Origin of the sequence: Caballeronia novacaledonica (assembly GCF_900258035.1) — a bacterium.
GTDB lineage: Bacteria > Pseudomonadota > Gammaproteobacteria > Burkholderiales > Burkholderiaceae > Caballeronia > Caballeronia novacaledonica.
Window position 1 is genome coordinate 48,217 of the sequence record NZ_OGTP01000007.1, and the last position, 19,398, is coordinate 67,614.

21 protein-coding genes and 2 pseudogenes are annotated in these 19,398 nt (G+C 64.0%); 8 read left to right on the forward strand and 15 right to left on the reverse strand.

What is annotated here, in order from left to right:
- Positions 1-272: 272 nt before the first annotated feature.
- The 11 genes from NOV72_RS12535 to NOV72_RS12585 all read right to left on the reverse strand — a co-directional run bounded on the left by NOV72_RS12535 (position 273) and on the right by NOV72_RS12585 (position 11,004).
- Positions 273-800: a hypothetical protein gene (locus NOV72_RS12535; RefSeq protein WP_106854919.1), complete on the reverse strand. Its 528-nt coding sequence runs from the start codon at positions 798-800 to the stop codon at positions 273-275.
- Positions 801-809: 9 nt separating this feature from the next.
- Positions 810-2,864, reverse strand: a complete 2,055-nt coding sequence (locus tag NOV72_RS12540; protein ID WP_106854920.1) for an alkyl/aryl-sulfatase — start codon at positions 2,862-2,864, stop codon at positions 810-812.
- A gap of 185 nt (positions 2,865-3,049) precedes the next feature.
- Entirely contained in the window at positions 3,050-4,261 is a 1,212-nt protein-coding gene (locus NOV72_RS12545) for an SAM-dependent methyltransferase (RefSeq protein ID WP_106854921.1), read from the reverse strand.
- Positions 4,258-5,040, reverse strand: a complete 783-nt coding sequence (locus NOV72_RS12550) for a DUF1365 domain-containing protein (RefSeq protein ID WP_106854922.1) — start codon at positions 5,038-5,040, stop codon at positions 4,258-4,260. The genes NOV72_RS12545 and NOV72_RS12550 overlap by 4 nt, the downstream gene beginning before the upstream one ends.
- Complete coding sequence (locus NOV72_RS12555; protein WP_106854923.1) at positions 5,025-6,326, reverse strand: NAD(P)/FAD-dependent oxidoreductase; 1,302 nt, start codon at positions 6,324-6,326, stop codon at positions 5,025-5,027. Before NOV72_RS12555 ends, NOV72_RS12550 begins: the two co-directional genes overlap by 16 nt.
- 104 nt (positions 6,327-6,430) lie before the next feature.
- Positions 6,431-7,036 (reverse strand): lipocalin family protein, encoded by a 606-nt coding sequence (locus tag NOV72_RS12560; protein WP_106854924.1) that lies wholly within the window; start codon positions 7,034-7,036, stop codon positions 6,431-6,433.
- On the reverse strand, positions 7,033-8,145 hold the full coding sequence (locus NOV72_RS12565; RefSeq protein ID WP_106855095.1) for an SAM-dependent methyltransferase: 1,113 nt from the start codon (positions 8,143-8,145) through the stop codon (positions 7,033-7,035). The genes NOV72_RS12560 and NOV72_RS12565 overlap by 4 nt, the downstream gene beginning before the upstream one ends.
- A 19-nt stretch (positions 8,146-8,164) precedes the next feature.
- The gene (locus NOV72_RS12570; RefSeq protein ID WP_106854925.1) at positions 8,165-8,944 is read right to left on the reverse strand and encodes a DUF1295 domain-containing protein; all 780 of its coding nucleotides are present in this window, start codon (positions 8,942-8,944) and stop codon (positions 8,165-8,167) included.
- A 127-nt stretch (positions 8,945-9,071) separates the two neighbouring features.
- On the reverse strand, positions 9,072-9,803 hold the full coding sequence (locus NOV72_RS12575) for an anti-sigma factor (protein WP_106854926.1): 732 nt from the start codon (positions 9,801-9,803) through the stop codon (positions 9,072-9,074).
- Complete coding sequence (locus tag NOV72_RS12580; protein ID WP_106854927.1) at positions 9,800-10,390, reverse strand: sigma-70 family RNA polymerase sigma factor; 591 nt, start codon at positions 10,388-10,390, stop codon at positions 9,800-9,802. The genes NOV72_RS12575 and NOV72_RS12580 overlap by 4 nt, the downstream gene beginning before the upstream one ends.
- 170 nt (positions 10,391-10,560) lie before the next feature.
- Positions 10,561-11,004, reverse strand: coding sequence for an SET domain-containing protein (locus NOV72_RS12585; protein ID WP_106854928.1), 444 nt, complete (start codon positions 11,002-11,004; stop codon positions 10,561-10,563).
- Positions 11,005-11,095: 91 nt separating this feature from the next.
- Between NOV72_RS12585 and NOV72_RS12590 the strand changes: the two genes are divergently transcribed.
- Positions 11,096-11,299, forward strand: a complete 204-nt coding sequence (locus NOV72_RS12590) for a hypothetical protein (RefSeq protein ID WP_106854929.1) — start codon at positions 11,096-11,098, stop codon at positions 11,297-11,299.
- Here the strand turns inward: NOV72_RS12590 and NOV72_RS12595 are convergent.
- Entirely contained in the window at positions 11,296-11,574 is a 279-nt protein-coding gene (locus tag NOV72_RS12595) for a hypothetical protein (protein ID WP_106854930.1), read from the reverse strand. The two genes, NOV72_RS12590 and NOV72_RS12595, sit on opposite strands and share 4 nt — an antisense overlap.
- Before the next feature lie 99 nt (positions 11,575-11,673).
- Between NOV72_RS12595 and NOV72_RS12600 the strand changes: the two genes are divergently transcribed.
- Complete coding sequence (locus NOV72_RS12600; RefSeq protein WP_106854931.1) at positions 11,674-13,062, forward strand: FAD-binding oxidoreductase; 1,389 nt, start codon at positions 11,674-11,676, stop codon at positions 13,060-13,062.
- On the opposite strand, the gene NOV72_RS12605 is transcribed toward NOV72_RS12600, so the two are convergent.
- The gene (locus NOV72_RS12605) at positions 13,059-14,114 is read right to left on the reverse strand and encodes a DMT family transporter (RefSeq protein WP_106855096.1); all 1,056 of its coding nucleotides are present in this window, start codon (positions 14,112-14,114) and stop codon (positions 13,059-13,061) included. The genes NOV72_RS12600 and NOV72_RS12605 overlap by 4 nt on opposite strands.
- Positions 14,115-14,264: 150 nt before the next feature.
- On the opposite strand from NOV72_RS12605, the gene NOV72_RS12610 reads away from it, so the two are divergent.
- Together NOV72_RS12610 and NOV72_RS12615 are read left to right on the forward strand one after the other, a co-directional pair.
- A complete protein-coding gene (locus tag NOV72_RS12610) occupies positions 14,265-14,555 on the forward strand; it encodes a hypothetical protein (RefSeq protein WP_106854932.1) in 291 nt (96 codons plus the stop codon).
- Positions 14,556-14,629: 74 nt separating this feature from the next.
- Complete coding sequence (locus NOV72_RS12615) at positions 14,630-14,968, forward strand: cupin domain-containing protein (protein WP_106854933.1); 339 nt, start codon at positions 14,630-14,632, stop codon at positions 14,966-14,968.
- Here the strand turns inward: NOV72_RS12615 and NOV72_RS12620 are convergent.
- Positions 14,965-15,612: pseudogene (locus NOV72_RS12620) on the reverse strand (LysR substrate-binding domain-containing protein); the annotation flags it as partial. The gene NOV72_RS12615 and the pseudogene NOV72_RS12620 overlap by 4 nt on opposite strands.
- On the opposite strand from NOV72_RS12620, the pseudogene NOV72_RS12625 reads away from it, so the two are divergent.
- From NOV72_RS12625 to NOV72_RS12635, 3 genes and pseudogenes are all read left to right on the forward strand, one after another.
- Positions 15,609-16,073 (forward strand): annotated as a pseudogene (locus tag NOV72_RS12625) (MFS transporter); the annotation flags it as partial. The pseudogenes NOV72_RS12620 and NOV72_RS12625 overlap by 4 nt on opposite strands.
- Before the next feature lie 225 nt (positions 16,074-16,298).
- Positions 16,299-16,688: a hypothetical protein gene (locus tag NOV72_RS12630; RefSeq protein ID WP_106854934.1), complete on the forward strand. Its 390-nt coding sequence runs from the start codon at positions 16,299-16,301 to the stop codon at positions 16,686-16,688.
- Positions 16,689-16,791: 103 nt separating this feature from the next.
- Complete coding sequence (locus tag NOV72_RS12635; RefSeq protein WP_106854935.1) at positions 16,792-17,052, forward strand: hypothetical protein; 261 nt, start codon at positions 16,792-16,794, stop codon at positions 17,050-17,052.
- Positions 17,053-17,077: 25 nt separating this feature from the next.
- Here the strand turns inward: NOV72_RS12635 and NOV72_RS12640 are convergent, their stop codons facing one another.
- On the reverse strand, positions 17,078-17,389 hold the full coding sequence (locus tag NOV72_RS12640) for a hypothetical protein (protein WP_106854936.1): 312 nt from the start codon (positions 17,387-17,389) through the stop codon (positions 17,078-17,080).
- An 817-nt stretch (positions 17,390-18,206) separates the two neighbouring features.
- Between NOV72_RS12640 and NOV72_RS12645 the strand changes: the two genes are divergently transcribed.
- Positions 18,207-19,364: a porin gene (locus tag NOV72_RS12645; RefSeq protein WP_106854937.1), complete on the forward strand. Its 1,158-nt coding sequence runs from the start codon at positions 18,207-18,209 to the stop codon at positions 19,362-19,364.
- Positions 19,365-19,398: the final 34 nt, after the last annotated feature.

Below are 19,398 nucleotides of genomic sequence, written 5' to 3' on the forward strand. Positions count from 1 at the left end.
AGAAGCGGCGACGCGCGGGGAGTGTTTCGGACTTTACTGGTGTCGAGCATGAGTGCATGCGCCTATGCTCGTCGGGTGGCTTCAATGCCACATAAGGTGGTCTCGTACCTTTGCCCCGACCTGGTTCGGGGCTTTTTTTGTCTTTGCGGATTGCGTCGGACCGGCGCCTGTTCGAGTCGCGCAGGCATTGGCTCGAGGCTTCAAGCATTCGAAGCGCCGTTCGGCATAACGAACGGCGAGCACGACCATCGCGGACGTTTCAGACGAGCAACTCAGCGCATGTCGGCCAGCGCCGCTTCGGAATGCAGCAGCATGTGTTCCAGACCGGCGCGTGCATCCTCCGGTGCTTCCACGAGAAATACCGATTCGCGTAACGCGAGGTCAGCGCTCAGACTGCCGTCGAAAAACGAGCGCAGCCCCGCTTCCGACGCGACGATGACATTGCTGCGCAGCGCCGCGTCCGGGTTCGTCACGTCCGGAATGTCGGGAACGATGTCCGGATCGAAGCCATCGACGGTCGCGTGAAAAAATCCCCAGGTGTCGGTCTCGATCAGGAACACATAGAAGTCAGGCAGCGCCAGAATCTGCTCCGGCGTATGGGTCGCCTCGATACGCGCTTGCAGCAGGTTCAGCGCATCGATCGCGGACATGCGGGCGCGAGCCGCGGCGAGCGGCCCCTGCGCCTCTTCCATCTGCTCGACACGCCCCGCTTCGATAGCCTCGCGCGTGGCCACCGCGACGGTCAGCGCCGACGGATGGCCGACACCGAACTCGATCTTGAAATTGCATATGGCGCACATCGCGGCACCTCAAGGCGTGACGATGTTGAAGTAGAACTCGAACGAGTCGAGCCACGTGAGAAACTCGCCGAGTTTCTGGCTGTTGCCGTCGACCTTCGCGGTGCCCGACATGATCAACTTCTGCATGTTGGTGGCGCCCAGCATGATGTTGTTCAGGTCTTCCCGCGTCATCGTGATCGATGCGTCGGCGGCGTTCGAAGTCTTGCCCTTCGAATAGTGGATCGCGCTGTTCTCCACGCCGAGCACGACCTGCTCTTTCGTGTCGGTGAGGGCGAGATTGAAGCTGACGCTCTTTCCCGCCGCCCGGTCGCCATTGAGCCGGATGCCGAGGAAGTCCAGGAACATGTCGAGCGGCATGGCGCGGATCGTGTCCGGGCTTTGAGGCTGCGGCGCGGGTACTTTCTGGATGCCGTTGCGCAATTCCATCGCGCCCGTCAGATAGAAATTACGCCACGGAGCCGATTCGGCCTGATAGCCCAGTTGCTCGTACGCGTCCGCAAGCAATTGCTTGGCGGCAACGTTCTGCGGGTCCGCGAACACGACGTGATTCATGACCTCCGCGACCCAGCGGTAATCGCCCTTGTCGTACAACGCATGGGCTTTCCGGATCACGGCTGGCGCGCCGCCCATAAATTCGACGTACCGCTTGCCGCTCTCCGTGGGCGGAAGCCGATGCAGGTTGGCCGGCACGCCGTCGAAGAAGCCGAGACGCAAGTTGTATTGCGCGACCGCGTCGTGATAGACCGTGCCGTAATAGCTTCGGCAATACCAGTGTTTGGCGAGACTGTCCGGCAGGCGGATGACTTCGCCGATTTCCAGCGGCGTTTGCCCCATGTTCGCGAGACGCAGCGTCTGGTCGTGCAGATAGCGATACATGTCGCGCTGAGCGACGAGAAACGAGAGGATGCGGTCGTTGCCCCAGGTTGGCCAGTAGTGCGACGCGAAGAGCACTTGTGCATCGCCGCCGAACATGTCGATCGACGATTGCAGATACTTCGACCAGAGCAGACCGTCGCGGACTTTCGCCCCGCGCAGCGTGTAGAGGTTGTGGAGCGTGTGCGTCGCGTCCTCCGCCGCGCAGAACGCCTTGAGCTTCGGCATATAGAACATGAACTCGGAAGGCGCCTCGGATTCGGGCGCCATCAGCACTTCGATGTCCACGCCATCGAGCGTCATTTTCTGGCCGGTCTTTTCCGCGAAGATGGTCGGAAAGGCCAGCGTGATGGTGCCGACCGACGTCGTCTTGCCGAGCCCGCCGTCGACGATGCCGGTCGGACTGCGCGGCAAAAGCGAGCCGTACATGTAACTGGCTCGCCGGCCCATCGCATTGCCCGCGATGACGTTTTCGCCCACGGCCGCTTCGGTAAATCCGACGGGCGCGACGATCTTCACCTTTCCCGATTGCAGATCCTGATCGCTGACGAGCCCGCGAACGCCGCCGTAGTGATCGACGTGACTATGTGTATAGATGACGTGCGTGATCGGCTTGTCGCCCAGATGCGGAATCACGAGCTGCTTCCATACGGTGGAAGCGACCTCCGTTGTGATGAACGGATCGACGACGATGTAACCCTGAGCGCCGCGAATGATGCTCATCACCGAAAGATCGTAGCCGCGGACCTGCCAGATGCCGTCCACGACCGTGTAGAGGCCGTGATTCATGTTGAGCTTGGCATTGCGCCAGAGGCTCGGATTCACGGTCGGCGGCGCGTTGTTCTCGGGGCCGCCGCTCACGAACGAAAACTGCTGAAGGTTCCAGGCGGGAATGTTCCCTTGTCCCGGAATGACGACCGGCTCAGGCAGCGTCGCGATCAGGCCGCGGCGGGCGTCTTCGAAATCCTGTGCATCGGCGAAGGAGAGAAAGTTCGCATATTGCTGGTTGATGTCGAGCGTCGCGCGTGTCGCGGGTTTCGATGCCGCGCCCGTGGGCGTCATCGGTGCGTTCGTCTGCGCGAGCGCATCTCCAACGACGCCGGATAGTCCGGTCGCCGCGCCGGCAATCGCCACGTTCTTGAGGAATACCCGTCGAGCTTCGCCGTCTGCTGGATTTTTTGGCTGAGACATGCCTTCTCCCCATTCGCGAACCTTCGGTGTTCGCGCTAAAAAACCGCCGGATTGATTTCGACTGTTCAACTTTTTGTAGCGATATCCGAAAAGTGCGCTTTCGGCGGTGGTTTAAATTGATCGCGGGGATATTCAGATAGGCAGCGTTAATGCAATTCGCAAAACACTTCTTTTGATCGGGATATTCACGCCTCGCGTGCCACCGAGAAATGCACGACATCCGTGCGCGCTTCATCGAAGGCCGCTTCGCAATAAGCCAGATACAAACGCCACGTGCGCAAGAATTTCTCGTCGAATCCCTGCGCGCGAATCTCGTCGACATGCGCTTCAAACGCGTTGCGCCAATATCGCAAAGTGCGGGCATAGTCCGCGCCGAAAGAAAGCGTCATGTGCGCGTGAAGCCCCGCCCGCCGCGTCGCGCGCACGAAGCGATCCGGACTCGGCAACATGCCGCCCGGAAAAATCGTCTCCCGAATGAAATCGCTCGACGCGCGATAAGCGGGAAAGCGCGCATCGTCGATCGTGATCGACTGCACGAGCGCCTTTGCGCCCGGCGCCAGGCAGCGGCGCAGCGTGCGGAAATAAATCGGCCAGAATCGCTCGCCGACGGCCTCGAACATTTCGATCGACACCACCGCGTCGTATTGCCCGTGCAAATCGCGATAATCGCGCAACTCGATATCGACGAGCCGGTCCAGCCCCTCGCGCGCCGCGCGCTCGACCGCAAACGCGTGCTGCGCAGGCGAAATCGTCACGCCATGCACGCGAATGCCGAGACGCGCCGCATGCAGCGCAAAGCCGCCCCAGCCGCACCCGATCTCCAGCACGCGCATGCCCGCCTTCAGCCCGAGCGTCTCGACGATCCGCCGATGCTTGCGATGCTGCGCCGCTTCGAGCGAAAGACCGGCGTCGCCGTCGAACCAGGCGCTCGAATACGTCCACGTCGGATCGAGCCAGAGCGCGTAGAACGCATTGCCGATGTCGTAATGCGCGTGAATGTTGCGGCGGCTGCCCGCGCGCGTATTCGTCCGCAGCCGATGCCGCACGTTATGCCAGCACCGCGCGACGAAGCCGCCCACGACCGTGCGCGCGATCGCCGGTTCGTTGCGGATCGCGAGCCGCAGCACGGCGCAGGGATCGGGCGTGTCGAGCCATCGCTCGCGGTACGCCTCCGCAAAACCGATGTCGCCCGCCCGCAAAATCGCCCGGCACGCGCGCCAGTCGTGGATGGAAAGACGCGCGGCCGGCTGCATCAGCGGATCGCCGAACACGCAGCGCCCGCCATCCGGCGTGACGAGCACCAGATGCCCGACGCGAATGCGCCGCAGCAGGCTCAGAAAGATCCGCGCGGACAGCCGCAATTCCGTCGGCGCGCAGAAGGACCGGAGCAGGTTCATGATCGGGCCTTGTCGTTCGGTTCTTCGGTGTCCGCCGGATGCCTGCCGAAAAAGGGCACGCGTTTCATCCAGAGCCGCAGCGCCTGCCAGTGAATGCGCACGATGACCATCGCGGCGAAAAGCGGCGAGCGCAGCGTCGTGCGCCACACCAGCGCGCGGGTGAGCGGCCGCGCGACGAGACCGATTGCAGTGCGGATCAGAAGACCGTCGCGGTCGCAATAATCGATCGAAACGGACAGACGGTCTCCATGACGGCGCACGCGAAACGCATAGTCGCCGGTGACGTCGCAAAAGGGCGAAACATGCAGCGTCTTGCGGCAGACGAGCACGGTGTCGTCGGTGATCGGCGCGTGATCCTTCGCGCTCAGCAAGTACCCGCGATGCTCGCCGAACGTGTTGCGCACATCGGCGTAAAGCGCGCGCAACGCGCCCGCGCGGTCGTGACAGAACCAGAAGCTCACCGGATTGAACGCGTAGCCGAAAACGCGCGGGATCGTCAGCAGATGGATTTCGCCATCGGCGGGAATGCGCGCCTGCGCGAGGCACGCGCGCATCCAGAGATCGAGATCGCAGTCGTGGCGCGGACCGTAATCGCGCCTGAAAAGGGCGAGCGGCCGTATACGGTCGATGCCGAATCCCACGCGATGAAGCGCATCGAGTTGCGCGACATCGCAATAAACGTAGCTCGCCGGATACTCGAAGCGATGCCGCGCCGGGCGCAGCCGCTCGTGCATCACGCGGCCCGTCAGCCATTGCGCCGTCTTCATGGTTTGGCCCATGCCGGCTGCACGCCGAAGTCGCGCGCGACGCGCAATGCCGACTTCAGCCCGTCCTCGTGAAAGCCATAGCCGGTCCACGCGCCCGCGTGCCACGTGCGCCGCGCGCCCTGAATGCGCGGCAGACGCGTTTGAGCATCGATGGCGGCCAGATCGAAAAGCGGATGCTCGTATTCGTAGCGGCCGTGCTCCGTGCCGGGCGCGGGTTCATCGACGGGATTGAGCGTGACGATCACGGGCGTCGTGAACGGCAAGGGCTGAAGCTGGTTGAGCAGATAGCTCACGCAGACCGGCACGGCCGCGTCGCGCGCAAGCCCCGCCCGCGCGCCGATGTAGTTCCACGCCGACCACACGCGGCGGCGGCGCGGCAACAGCGCCCGATCCGTGTGCAGCACCGCGACGTTGCGCTGATAGCGCACGGCGCCGAGCAACGCGCGTTCTTCGTCGGAAGCGTCGTCGAGCAGGCGCAGGCTCGTCGGCGCGTGCGTGGCGAGCACGACGGCGTCGAAGCGCTCGGGGCCGGCTTCGTCGGTCATCACGATGACGCTGTCGCCGTCGCGGCGAACGCCTCGCACGGGCGTTTGCGTGCGCACGTCGTCGAGCGTGGCCGCGATGCGCCGCACATACTCGCGCGCGCCGCCCGCGACCGTCTTCCACGGCGGGCGGCGATTCACCTGCAACAGCGCGTGATTCAGGCAGAAGCGCAGGAACGTCGCGGCGGGAAAGCGCAGGATGTCGTGCGCCGCGCTCGACCAGATCGCCGCGGCCATCGGCAACAGATAGTGGCGTCGAAACGGCGCGCCGTAACCCGCCTCGACGAGCAGTTCGCCAACCGAGCAGCGATTCGCGCTCACGCGCTCCAGATGCGCGTGCGCCGATGCATTGAACCGCACAATATCGCGCAGCATGCCGAGAAACGACGGCGAGAACAGGTTGCGCCGCTGCGCGAACACGGTGTTGAGATTCGTGCCCGCCCATTCGAAGCGGCCGCCGTCGAGGGAAACGGAAAACGACATGTCGCTCCGATGCGCGACGACGCCGAGTTCATCGAAGAGCGCGACGAGGTTCGGATAGGTGCGATCGTTGAACACGAGAAAGCCTGTATCGACGGGATGCTGCATGCCGTCGAGCGCGACATCGACGGTATGCGTGTGTCCGCCGAGATAATCGGCCGCTTCGAAAAGCGTCACGCGATGCTTGCGCGAAAGCAGATAAGCGCTCGCGAGACCGGCGATCCCCGCGCCGATCACCGCGATGCGCTGCTGTCTTTCTTTTGTCGATGCGTTCATGACAGGCGGTCTCCTCGCGCCGGAAGGTCTCCTCGCGCCGCGTGAATCGGGCTGTTTCCGATAGATACGAAAAGACCGCGCAAGCGGATGCAGGCGCGGCGACGTCACTCGCGCTGGCCGGGGCTTTGAAATCCGGGCAGGCCGATCTGCTCGGGCGATTGCGGCACGCGCCGGAAACGCGCGGTGTCGTAGCCCATTGCGTCGAGACGCGCGAGCAGCGAGCGATAGACCTCGTCGCTCATCGATGGCTCGCGCGAGAAGATCCAGCCGAGCTTCTTGTTCGGATAGCCGAGGATCGTGTAGCGATAATCCGGATCGACGTAGAGCGTGAGTTGCGTCACGTGAACCGGCCAGAACGGTTGCACGCTCCATTCGCCGCCGTTGCTGCCGGGCTTCACGGTGTCGACGAAACGATGCGTCGTTTCCGCGTGTTCGAAGCCGTTCTTGCGGCCGTGAAAGACGTCGTCGATCTTGCCGTCGGGGCGCAGCGACCACTCGACGTGCGTGCCGACGAAGTCGCGTTCCGCGAAGTACGGAATATTCGCGATGACATACCAGCGCCCCATGTAACGCGGCACATCGACGGGCACGGTTTCAAGCGGCCGATCCGCGCGCGGATTCGAATTCGGCGGACTCGAACAGCTCGCCAGCGCCGCGGCGACGCCCGCCGCCACGAGCGCGGCCACGAGCACGCGATGCGCGTTTTTCATGATGTCACCTTCATCGGACGCTTCTCGAACAGAACCTGCGCGACGCCCCATTCGCCGCCGCGCGCGTAGCCGAAGAGTTCGGCGACCGCCATGTAGAACATGCGCCAGCGCTGGAACCAGATCGCGGCCGCGTCGCCGTAGACGTCGCTAAACATCGGCAGGACGCGATCGCGGGCGGCGTCGAGCGCGGCGAGCCATTGGTTCGCGGTGCGCGCGTAGTGCGTGCCGTTAATCCACCATTGGCGCGTGACGCGCAGATCGTCCTGGAAATGCAGGAGCAGCGACGCCGACGGCATCGTGCCGCCCGTGAAGAAATAGCGCGACATCCAGTCGCCGCCGTCGCGCGACGTGAAGTGATACGCGAGCGTCTCGTGCGCGAAGTGGTGGACAAAAAGTCGTCCGTCGTCGGCGAGCCAGCGGGCGATCTTCGCGAGCAGCAGGCCGTAGTGCTTCATGTGCTCGAACATTTCGATCGACACGATGCGGTCGAACGGCGCTTCGGCGCGCCCGAATTCGAAATCGACGATATCGCCCGTCATCACACTCAGATTGACGATTCCGCGCTGCCGCGCCCGCGCTTCGATGAACGCGCGCTGCCCGTGAGCATTCGACAGCGCGACGATTTGCGCGCGCGGATAACGCTCCGCCGCCCACAACGCGAACGAGCCCCAGCCGCAGCCGAGATCCAGAATGCGCTGGCCGTCCGCGAGTTGCGCGCGCTCGGCATAGCATTCGAGCATCGCGAGTTCGGCTTGCGCGAGCGTCTCGCCGCCGCGCGGATAGAAGCCGCACGAATACTTCACACGCGGGCCGAGATGCGCCTCGAAGAACGCGTCCGGCAATTCATAGTGCTGTGCGTTGGCCGCTTGTGTGGCGATTGCGATCGGGCTCGCGCGCAGTTCGGCGAGCAGGCGGTCGAAGGCTTCGGTACGCAGCGCGTTGTCGCTCGCGTGTTCGTCGATGAGACGCCGGCGGATCAGCAGGCGCATGCCGGCGCGCACGAGCGCATCGGGCACGAAGCCGCGCTCGCACGCGCGCACGATGCGGCTTTCGTCGAGCGCGGGCATGTCGGCGGGTGTGGCGGGCGTTTCGCGGGCGGCGATGTTCATCGGCATGTCGTTCCTTTGTTCACACGCGCTTGCGCGGCCACGGAATCAGCGCGCTCGTCGTGCGCATGTAGTCGCGATAGCCGTCGCGCGTTTCGGCCAGACGCGCTTCCAGAACCGGAATGCCCGATACCTTCAGCAACAGCCACGCCATCAGCGCGGGCGGCGCGAGCGTGGCCCAGCTCCACGGCAGTTCGATCGACAGCACCGCGTAGGCGAGCCAATGCACGCACTCGAAGAAGTAATTCGGATGACGTGAATAGCGCCACCATCCCTCGCGGCACACTTTCCCGCGATTCGCGGGATCGGCGACGAAGCGTTTCAGTTGACGGTCGGCGGCGGCTTCGCCCGCGACGGCGATGATCCAGACCGCCGCGAACCCCGCGATGCTCAGCGGACTCGCCGCATCGTCCGCATAGGCCGGCACGAAAAAAGCGATGGCGAGCAGCACCGAAATGAACGCCTGCAACTGGAAGAACCCGAACATGTTGCGCGCGGCATGCGTGCCCCAGCGCTCGCGAAACGCGCGATAGCGCGGGTCTTCGGGCTTGCCGTGATTGCGCCGCCACAGATGCCGCGCGAGTCTTGCGCCCCAGACGGCGCCGCCCGCGGCCACGCACACGCGATTGACCATCGCCCCGGTTCCGCAAGCCGCGATGAACAGCGCGGCCGCGCCGAGCGTGGCGGCCCAGACCGGATCGACCATGCCGGCGTTTTTCGTGCGCAACTGCCAGAGCCACGCGACGGAAAACACCAGCACGAATCCGATGACGACGATGGAAACAGCAAAGATGACTGGCATGACCGCTCCGCAAACATGCGTTCACGGAGCAATACGGATGCCGCGCACGAGCGGATGCAGCGAGATGAGGGCGAACAAAACCACGACGGAGCGCGCGATGCGCATCCAGCGCCTCGACCGCGAAGCGTCAGGTCGAATGCATCTGGCCGGTCGCGAGTACCGCGCCCGTCGGCGCGCCGGTCGGCGATCCGCCCGGCGGCTCGTCGGATACCGCGAGCACGGCCTGCGCGTTCATCTGCGCGACGATCTCGGGCGGCAGGGTCATCGTCGCGGGCTGATCGGCGGGGAAGACGCCGAGCGCGATCGGCTTCGCGTTGGGCGGGATGAGCCAGAGTTCCGTCGCACGATTCGCGGGCACCTTCACGCGCGACGCGGGCACGACGACCATGCGCGCGCGCCGCACGTCGACGGTCGCGATCCAGTGCACGAGGCCGTCCTTGCGCGCGATCGTCGCGACGAGATATTCGCTCGGCACGGCTGCCGTCGGCGGTGCTTGCGGCGCTTGCCGCAGCAAGCCGAATGTGACGCCGAGCAGCACGAGCGCGGCGACGCTCGCGCCGATCGTCAGCCAGCGCCAGACGCTCAGGCTGTCGCGCCAGCGCTTGGGTTCCGGCGCGCGCTGCGGCGTCATGAAACCGAGATCGCGCCGGATGCGCGTCCACACACGCTCCGGCGGCGCGATCGCACGGACGTCTTCCGCGAGCGGCGCGAGGCGTTGCTGCCAGTCGTCGAGCGTGCGCTGCAACGCCGGATCGCGCGACACGTCCGCTTCGAGCGCCGCGCGTTCCTGCGCGCCGAGCACGCCGAGCGCGTGCTCGGCGCAGCGCAGATCGTCGTCGTCGCGGGCGGGCGTGTTCATTGTTCGAGGCAGGTCTTGAGTTGCATGAGGCTGCGGCGAATCCAGCTTTTCATCGTGCCGAGCGGGACGGCGAGCCGCTGCGCCAGCTCGCTATACGTCGCGCCGGTGAAGAAGGCCTCGCGGATCGCGCTCTTCTGTTGCGGTTCGAGCCGGTCGAGACAATCTTCGAGCCGGCGCCGCTCCTGGCTGGATTCGGCCGCGACGGAGGGCGTCGGCGATTCGTCGGCGATCTCGGGCGTGTCGTTCTCGCCGAGCAGTTCCTCGCGATGCTGCCGCATGCGGTCGATCGTGCGATTGCGCCCGAGCGTGACGAGCCATGTGACCGCGCTGCCGCGCGCCGGATCGAAGGTGTCCGCGCGCCGCCATGCGGTGGCGAAAACCTCTTGCAGGATGTCTTCGGCTTCGCCGCGATCGTGGATCATGCGCACGATCACGCCGAACACGCGCGGCGACGTCGCGCGATACAGCTCGGCGAACGCGTTCTCGTCGCCCTTCGCTACGTTCGCGAGCATCCGGTTGACGCGCTCGCGGCGCAGCCGGTCGGCGTCATCGAAATTCTCGGTGCTGCCTGAGGTGTCGTCCGTCATGGGCAGAATGAGCCGGGCTGTGCTTCTGGCTGGGTATGTCGCGCAATATAGCACTGCGCCTCGCGGCCCACTTATCGTTTTCATGTCGATGCCGATTTGCGTCGCGACCCGCGTCGCTTCATACGACGATACGGACGGCGAGCCCCGCGGGATGCAAGCGCGCGCGAATGCTACTTGCGCGACGACAGCATCGTTCCCCGGCAGCCCGACGCGAGACATCGGCACGCATAGAGCCGCTTGAGCGCGGCGGTGCGGCGCCCTTCGACGGTCAGGCAATAGTCGATGAACAATTCCTGTCCCTTCTCGATCGGCCGGATCGCGCGGATGAACACGCGCTCGCCGTCCTGTTCCGCTTCGCAGTTCGGTGCGCAACTGTGATTCAGCCAGCGCGCGGAATTGCCGCCGCGCGCGCCGTCGATGACGCTGCCGTCGTCGAGACCGAAGAGGAACGTGTGGCCCTCTTCCGCAACCGATTTCGCGTGCATGCGCTGCGCTTCCTTCCACGACAGACGCTCGCCCTTGTATTCGAGCAGCAACGCGCCCGTGGGCAGATCGGCGAGCGCGAATACGCCGCGGCCATGAACGGGCGAAGTGCGGACAGTGATTCGACGCATGGTGTGACGGTTCACAGTGAGGAGGTTGAATATTTGAGTGAAGGCGTGAGCATCGTTATGATGTGGCCGTCATAAATCGCTGTCACGTCCAATGCCCGCAGTTTCGCCCCACAAGAGCAGGAAGCGCAAGCCGTTACGCGGCTCGCTTGCGCGATATCGCAACAGGATCGTCGAGGTACTCGGGGAGGCGCGCGGCCAGCGCGTGATGATACGGTCGATCCACGACGACGGCGTGGAGCGGCGCACGGCAGTCAAATGGATCAACCTGCTGCCGCTGGAAACCGAGTTGTTCTAATCCCGCGACAGTCCGCGCGCCTGTTCGAGCAGCGCGGCCGCGGCGAGCAATTCCTTTCTTCCGGCCATCGTGAGCGCGGCGATCGCGGTGTCCTTGAAGAGTTCGTCGTCGGATGTGAGCGGCGCGCGCGAATCACCGGCACGCGCCTGACGCAGCCGAAAAAACGCCAGCATCTCGAACGCCTGTGCGCGCTGATCTTCGCTCGCGCCTGCCGCGACCAGTTCCGCCGCGCCCGTGAGTTGAGCCAGCGCGTTTTTGTAGTCTGCCCGTTCCATCGCCGCGTTTCCCCCAAATTGGTTGCCGATAATTCTCGCGCGTTTTGGTTCAAACTAGCGCATCTGACATCGACGCGAAACAACCAACGGAGACGACGCATGGCGGCAAGCGAAGCGGTTAGGGCATTGCGTGAAGCGCTCGGCGCGCAGGTCGTGGCGCTGCCCGACGAATTCGGCGACAGGCGCGTCGCGGACTGGAGCGGCTTGCCCGGCGCGACGCCGCTCGCAATCATCCGTCCGCGCAGCACCGATGAAGTCGCGCAGGCGCTCGCTATCTGCGCGAAGCACCGGCAGCCGGTCGTGACGCAAGGCGGTTTGACCGGGCTCGTCGGCGGCGCGAATCTGCTCGGCGGCGAAGTGGCGCTGAGTCTCGATCGCATGAACCGCATCGTCGAGATCGATGAAGTCTCCGCGACCATGACCGTCGAAGCCGGCACGCCGCTGCAAGTGGTCCAGGAAGCGGCGAGCGCGGCGGGCTTCTACTTTCCGCTCGATCTCGGCGCGCGCGGAAGCTGTTCCATCGGCGGCAATCTCGCGACGAACGCGGGCGGCAACCGCGTCATCAAGTACGGGATGATGCGCGATCAGGTGCTCGGCGTCGAAGCCGTGCTGGCGAGCGGCGAGATCGTCGGCGGGCTGAACAAGATGATCAAGAACAACAGCGGCTACGATCTGCGGCATTTGTTGATCGGCAGCGAAGGCACGCTCGCCGTGATTACGCGCGTCGTGTTGCGCCTGCGTCCGAAGCCCACCGCGACCGCCACCGCATGGTGCGGACTGCCGGATTTCGCCGCCGTCACCACGCTGCTCACGCGCGCGCAGGCGAGTCTCGCGCCGGGCGTGTCCGCGTTCGAGGTGATGTGGGCCGGCTATCACGATACGGTCATCGCCAATCTGAAGAATCTGCGCGCGCCGCTCGCCGATGCGCATCCGTTCTATGTGCTGCTGGAAAGCGTCGGCACCGATCCCGCGCGGCACGGCGAAGCCTTCGAGGAATTTCTCGGCGGCATGCTCGAAGCGGGCACCGTGACCGATGCGGCGATCGCGTCGAACGAGGCGCACGCGCGCGATTTCTGGGCGATCCGCGACGCGCCCGGCGAATACGATCGCTTCATCCCGAACTACGCGGCCTACGACGTGAGCTTCTCGATCGCGCAAGTGGGCGACGCGGCCGCGCAATGCGAGGCGCGTCTGCGCGCGCGCTGGCCCGACGCGATCGTGATGACATACGGCCATCTGGGCGACGGCAACATTCACATCGTCGTGGACCTGCCCGGCAGAGGAAAGCAGGACCACGACGACATCGATGCCGTCATCTACGACGTCACGCGCGAGTTCGAAGGCTCGATTTCGGCGGAGCACGGCATCGGCTTGAAGAAGCGCGACTATCTGCACCTCGCGCGCCGCGAAACCGATATCGCGTCGATGCGTGCGATCAAGGCATCGCTCGATCCGCACGGGCTGCTCAATCCGGGCAAGGTGTTCTAGCCGCGCTTGTGCGCGTGCCGGTGATGAACGTCGGGGAAATGCGCGTGTGAATGCGTGATCGGCAGATGTTCGTGCGGATGCGTATGCGGCTCGTCGCCGGAATACGGAAAGTCGTGCACATGCCGATGATGCTCGTCATGCACATGCCGATGCGTATGTTCGAGCCGCTCGTGCGTGTGCTTGTGTTCGTGGCGCTCGCGCACGTGCAGCCATACGCCGAGCGTCATCAGCGCGGCGGCGATCCAGAAGGAGGCGCCCGGCGCCTGCGGCCACATCGCGAGCGAGAGCGCGACGCCAAAGACCGGTCCGACCGAAAAGTACGCGCCCGTGCGCGCCGTCCCGAGACCGCGCAGCGCGATCACGAACAACACGAGGCTCACGCCGTAGCCGCCGAAGCCGGTCGTCATCGCGCCGATGACGATGTGCGGCGCGGGCAGGCGCGCGCCCATCGCGAACGCGATGCCGAGATTCGTCGCGCCCGCGACGAGGCCCTTCGCGCAGGCGATCACCACCGCGTCGGCGGTCGAGATTTTGCGCGTCAGATTGTTATCGATGGCCCAGCACAGGCACGCCAGCGCGATCAGAAGCGCGCCGGCCGTTGCGTGAGTCGCGCCCGGCTCCCACGCAAGCACGACGCCGCCCGCGACGATGGCGGCCATGCCGAGAAACACGGAGAAATCCACGTTCTCCCGGAACACGATCCACGCGATCGCCGCCGTCAGCACGCCTTCGAGGTTGAGCAGGAGCGAACTTGTCGCGGCGGGCGTGCTCGTGAGTCCGAGCATCAGTAGCGCCGGCCCGGCGACGCCGCCGAACACGATCGCGCCCAGCAGCCATGCGATGTCCCGCGCATGCAGGCCGGGGTTCGTCGCGCGCACGAACGCGCGGCCGAGCAGAATCGCGCCGAGGCCGACGCCGCTGCCGAGATAGAACAGGCCGGCGACCATGAACGGCGGCATCGGGCCGAGCAGCGCTTTGGCGATCGGCGTGGTCGCGCCGAAGAGCGCGGCGGCGGCGAGCGCGGTGAGGATGGCGGTGAATCGGTTTTGCATGAGGAAAATCGTCGAGTGAGCGCCGAACTTCAGTGTAGGCGACATCGAAACTTCGGAAGATTCGTCGCCTGCCGCGTTCTCATTCTTCGCTCATTTTCGTCGCGCAGAATGCCTCCCATCGACAGACAACTGCAAACCCGGAGACGAAAAATGAAAGCGATCAGATACGCGATGGTGGCCGCCAAACTGACCTTTGGCCTGGTGACGGTGGCGCAGGCGCATCCGTTCATCGGCGTGGGCATCGTGGGCGGGCCGGTGTTTCCGGTTGCATCGAGTTCGCAGAGCGCGCCGCCGCTGCCGGTCTTCGCCCGCGCGACGGATTCGGGCCCCGCGCCGCTGCCGCCTGAAGCGCCGCCGGTGCGTTACGTGCAGCCTGCCATCGGCAATATCGCGGCGATCATGGGGCGGGGCAACGTTTCGGGCCTTCAGAGCGGCGTGTGATCGGACAATCGCGCTCACATCGACGCGAAAAAGATTCGTTTGTGGCGGCGGTCGCGCGGCGTTAGGCTGACCGGATGACTGAAATCATCGACTACGCGGCCATCGCCGATGCCGCCCGCGACGGCTACATGAACCGCGTCATTTCGAGCGCCAACGATCACGATGTCCACATCAGCGTGATGGACGGGCCTTATCGATGGCACTTTCATCCGAATTCGGATGAAACGTTCGTGTCCGTCGAAGGCACGCTCGTCATCGAGTTCGAGGAAGGCGCCGTCGAATTGCGCGCCGGGCAATTGCTGACCGTGCCCGCGGGCAAGCCGCATTGCACGCGGCCGGGCGGCGCGCGATCCGTCAACCTGACTTTCGAGAAAAAGGACGCGCAAACCGTGTTCTGCGACGCGCCGCGTTAGCGCGCGGCACGCGTTTCCGGATGCTCGACGAGCCGCCGCGCCGCGGGCTGCAACGCTTCGAAATCCCTGAAGCACACGACGAAACGCCGTTTCGCGAACGCGTCGGAGAGCGGGATCGCCTCGACGCCGAGCGCCTGCCGATACGTTCCCGCGACTTCCATCGGCACGACGCTGATGCTCAATCCCGCCGCGACGACGCGAAACGCCGCGTCGAAACTCGACACGATCACGCGATACGACATCGTCTTGCCGGCCTGCGCGGCCGCGCGCTGCAGCATCGTATGAACGGCCGTTGCGGGCGGAAGGCCGACATGCTCGAATCCCAGCGATTCCTCGAAGCTCACCGAAGGCCGACGCGCGAGCGGATGACCGGCGGGCACCGCGAGCGCAAGCCGGTCGTGCCGATACGCGCGAAGCTGCAAGCCGCGCAGATCGACGCTGTCCCAGCACACGCCGACCGACGCCACGCCTTCGCGCAGTTGCCGCACGAGATCGTGCGATAGCCGCTCTTCCACATCGACCTTGATGTTCTGATTCGCGGGCTCGCGCATGAACGACGCGATATCGTCGAGCAGCGCTTCCGCAATCGCCGACGCCGACGCGCAAATGCTCACGCGCCCCATGAGACCGCCGCCGAACGACGAAGAGCCTGCTGTATTCGTTCGTCATCGCGTTCGCGCTGCCCGTCGGACCGCTGCTCGCGATGTTTTACGCCGACCGCATTCAGCGGAAGTATCTGATCGTCGGCGGCGCGCTCGTCGTGATCGCGAGCGGTCTCGCGTTCGGACAAATGCGGTCGCCCGCCGCGCTCATCGCGCTCGGCGTGCTGATCTCGCTCGCGGGGCAAACCATCTCGGTCAGCTATCACGCGTATCAGACCGAGCTTTTTCCGACGGCCGTGCGCTGCCGTGCGAGCGGCATCGTGTATTCCGCGAGCCGCGCGGGCGCGATGATGTCCGGCTTCACCATCGCGTCGCTGCTGAAGGACTTCGGCGTGCCGGGCGTGTTTATCGGCATCACGGTGTGCATGTTGCTGGTCGCGCTGGCGATCGGCCTGTTCGGACCGAAGACCAACGGACTGCGTCTGGAAGAACTGAATCACTGAAATTCACGAACCCGCGCGCGGGCTTGCGTTCGAAAGACGGTTCAATCGGACATACGCCCGCGCGCGCGGCATCCTGGGCCATTGCGGGTACGACTCCTGCATTGCATGGCTCCAGGCGAGCGAACCAGGCTCGCGACCGATCTTCCCTCGCTTTCACGACACCGCTCTCGATCGCCCGGGACGCCGTATTTCCAGCTTCCCGCGATGAAGGCAGGCCCGAGCAATATGGACACGCAACTCAGCGAACAGTGTAAGTCTCGCCTGTACCGCTTGAAATTCGAGGCGCCGCTGGAAAGCGTCGCGTTCGTTCTGGCGGATAGCCGCGAGGCCGCATGGCGCATCGGCAAGACGGTGATGGCGGTGCTGCTCGGCGTCGGCGTTCAGACGATCGCGCTGCAAGGCATTCTGTCGTTTCGCGAACTCGTGCGAACGGGCGTGAGCGACGACGCAGACATGCGCATCTTCGAAATCGTCGTCGCGGGCCGCAAGGTTCGACAGTGGGCGCATGCGCCGTACTTTCTCACCGACGACGCCACGCTGCTCGGCAAATGGGCCGAACTGCGCGCCGATCTCGCCGCCGATATCGCGCGCGAGGCGCTGCGCCGCGCCCGATAAAGGCGGCCGCGCACGGGTACGTCCCGTGCTGGAATCACGATCAGACGCCGTGCATCGTCACGGCGCGTGAATGTGTGTCGTCTCAGCGTGACGGGGTGTTCCGATGATCCGGTCGTACAACCACAAAGGCTTCGTGCTCGAAGTCGCGGTCGAAACGAGCCACCGGCTCGTGCCTTCGCCCGGCACGGTGCATTATCTGGCGATCGTGACCATCAGCCGATCGGGGAGGCCGGTCACCGCGTTTTCGCCGCTGTGCATCGAGAGCACGCGCTACGCGAATTTCTCGACTGCCGAGGACGCACTGATGAGCGGGCATACGGCGGCACGCACATTCGTCGATGAATGGGTGCGCGCGGCTTCGTGACGTCTTCGTGGAATGCGGAGTCGAGTCAGGCGGCGACGCGCCGGTTCTGCTCTCCGTCCTGCGCGTTGGCGGCGGTATCGAGTGCTTGATCCAGCAATGCGAGCTTGCGCTGAAGCGTCGCCACGCGATGACTTTGCGACGGAACGAGATCGTATTGCGCATCCAGTTGCGCAATGCGCATATCCCAATACTTCGTGGGCAGTCGATCCGAAGCCGCACTGCCTTCGACGAAACTCGCCAGTATCATTTCCAGATGTTTGAGTTCGCCCTCCGCAAGCTGCGCTGGGCGCCGCTGTCGAAATGCAGGGTTGGGGGTGGCATCGGCGCTTCGTTTCATGGTGCAGTTTCCGGCTGAATTTGCAGAGACCTCTATTTAAGCAATCAATGTTCCGACGAGACGATTCAAGGCAATTCAATTTGTTTCGAAATGAAACGCCGGATGGGCGATGACCGCTGCGCGCCGTAGCAAACGTTTGGCGAGCAGTTACATTTTTTTATGAAGTGGCGCTCGAATTTCCGAAATTCCGAAGCGATGGCAGTAAATACGTCGCGCTGAATCGGCGGAATTCCACGCAAAATTTTCAAAGGTATCGAGATATTCGGAGACGCATATCGGGCGAGGCAGGTCTAAATGCGAATCGTTTTGTCGGATGAATGAAAGAAAACACGCCGCATTCGCGAAAACGATTCGGGTAACTGATTAATCGCGATGCAGGGAATTCTTGAAGGGAAAATATGGCAAAAGAGAAAGACGCGTTAAAACGGAGCGGTCTCTTCTCGCGAAACCGCCCCGTGTCCTCATATCTGCTCGGAGATCTGTAGACGAAGGCAAGATTAGCAAATCCTCTCGCTCGTTATAAACGGCATGCGGCGCAATGGACTTCTCCAGAATGCGCAGTAATAACGTCGTCGATGCACAACAGCGTGTCCAATATCAGCCACGCGCTGCCGGCGCTAAGCAGTTGAACCTTAGAAGATTATGAAGGGTTTTCCACGCCGATTCGCAGAATCGGCAAATGATTATTGCGCGCGATACGCGGACACATACACGTGGCCGTCGCATAAAGTGTGTCCCAGTTTCACGAGGGCAAACGGCCATCGATTCGGCCCGTTGCTCCCGGAAGCTTTCGCTTTAAACAGGACACTAGAGAACCATGAAAAAAACCCTTCTCATCGCGGGCATTCTCGGCACGTTCGCAGCGGCAGCCCACGCGCAGAGCAGCGTCACGTTGTACGGCACCCTGGATGCAGGTCTCGTCTATACGAACAACTCCGGCGGCCATAACAACTGGCAGCAAGGCAGCGGTTCGGTTTCCGATACTTACTTCGGCCTGAAAGGCAGCGAAGATCTGGGCGGCGGGTTGCACGCGCTTTTCAAGTTGGAGAGCGGCTTCAACCTCAATAACGGCCGTTTCAACGAAAGCAACACGATGTTCAATCGCCAGGCGTATGTCGGTCTGCAGCACGATCGATTCGGCACGGTCACGCTCGGCCGTCAATATGACTCGATGGTTGATTATCTGTCGCCGTTCTCGGAAGCAGGCGCGGGCTACGGCAACAACCTGGCCGCGCATCCGTTCGACAACGACAATCTCGATCACTCGTTCTCGATCAAGAACGCGGTCAAATATCAGAGCACGAGTTACGCAGGCTTCAAGTTCGGCGGCCTGTACGGATTCTCGAACGACGCCGGCCAGTTCGCGAACAACCGCGCGTGGAGCGCCGGCGCGTCGTATGGCAACGGCCCGCTGAATTTCGCCGCAGCTTATTTGCAGACGAACAACTCGCGAAGCAATCTGAACGCGGGTGGCGCGGTGTCGGCGGGTCAGGGCAATAACGCCAACCTGACGGCCGAATTGCAGCGCACGTTCGGCGCAGGCGTGAACTACACGTACGGCCCGGCGACGGTCGCCTTCGTGTGGACCAACACGCACTACGACAACCTGCTCGCGTCGTCGCAAGGCGGCACGACGGTGGCGCTGCCGGGCAACACGAACCTGCATCTGAACAATTTCGAGCTGAACGGCCGCTATGCGCTGACGCCGGCGCTGAGCCTCGACGCCGCCTACACCTACACGGACGGCAAGGTGACGGGCGCGAACGGTTCGGGCGATCCGAAGTGGCATACCGCATCGCTGCAAGCCGATTACGCGCTGTCCAAGCGCACCGACGTCTACGTCGAAGGCGTCTATCAGCACGCGTCGGGCGAGCTGGGAAATGCCGGAGCCAACGTCGCGATGATCAACACGCTGTCGCCGTCGTCGACGCAGAATCAGGTCGCGGCGACCGTGGGCCTGCGTCACCGCTTCTAAGCGCCACGGAGCGCCCTGAAGGCAAAACGGCCGC